Annotated in this window: 2 protein-coding genes and 1 pseudogene; all 3 read right to left on the bottom strand. The window is 29.6% G+C overall.

Features of this window, described 5'->3' with window-relative positions; translation table 11 throughout:
- Positions 1–30: 30 nt before the first annotated feature.
- The 3 genes and pseudogenes from ACQR30_RS01575 to ACQR30_RS01585 all read right to left on the bottom strand — a co-directional run bounded on the left by ACQR30_RS01575 (position 31) and on the right by ACQR30_RS01585 (position 462).
- Entirely contained in the window at positions 31–291 is a 261-nt protein-coding gene (locus ACQR30_RS01575) for a Wadjet anti-phage system protein JetD domain-containing protein (RefSeq protein ID WP_429730299.1), read from the bottom strand.
- Positions 272–316, bottom strand: a pseudogene (locus ACQR30_RS01580) (Wadjet anti-phage system protein JetD domain-containing protein); the annotation flags it as partial. The gene ACQR30_RS01575 and the pseudogene ACQR30_RS01580, both read right to left, overlap by 20 nt.
- 11 nt (positions 317–327) lie before the next feature.
- Positions 328–462: a Wadjet anti-phage system protein JetD domain-containing protein gene (locus ACQR30_RS01585; protein WP_429730301.1), complete on the bottom strand. Its 135-nt coding sequence runs from the start codon at positions 460–462 to the stop codon at positions 328–330.
- Between the last annotated feature and the right edge of the window lies 1 nt (position 463).

Raw genomic sequence — 463 nt, forward strand, 5'->3', positions numbered from 1 at the left:
AGGACATTAAACATTTTATTTAATGATTTGCTATATAATAATTCTTTTCAAGCAGTTATCAGTATATACTTGAGATATTTTTTTCTGTTCCAACCTATTGTTGGTATCCAATGATTTTAAGAATTGAAAAAATTCATTTTCATCCTTATTTAGTAAACTCAGTCTTACAGATTTATTTCGTGAGCCATCAACCGCATAAGAATAGAACAGTTCAAATGTATTCCTATCCATCATCAAACTTTTAGAATGTGAAAAATAACTTCTTAATTGGTATCTGAAATCCATGTTCATCGATATCGCCCCAATAAATAATTTTTTATGCAGAAATCATATAACATTTTTTAAGTAGCTGATATTGAAGCCACCGCCGCTGTAAACAGCCATTGTTGAATTAATCAAGGGTAGCGTGAGAAAAATTATTTTATTCTCTGCAATCACTACATTTTTTGCAGGCAATTCCAAT

The organism is Arachidicoccus sp., assembly GCF_050436765.1.
GTDB lineage: Bacteria > Bacteroidota > Bacteroidia > Chitinophagales > Chitinophagaceae > Arachidicoccus.

Bases quoted from the DNA above. Each gene is read 5' to 3' on its own strand.
- ACQR30_RS01575 (WP_429730299.1), bottom strand. From the start codon at position 291: ATGAACATGGATTTCAGATACCAATTAAGAAGTTATTTTTCACATTCT.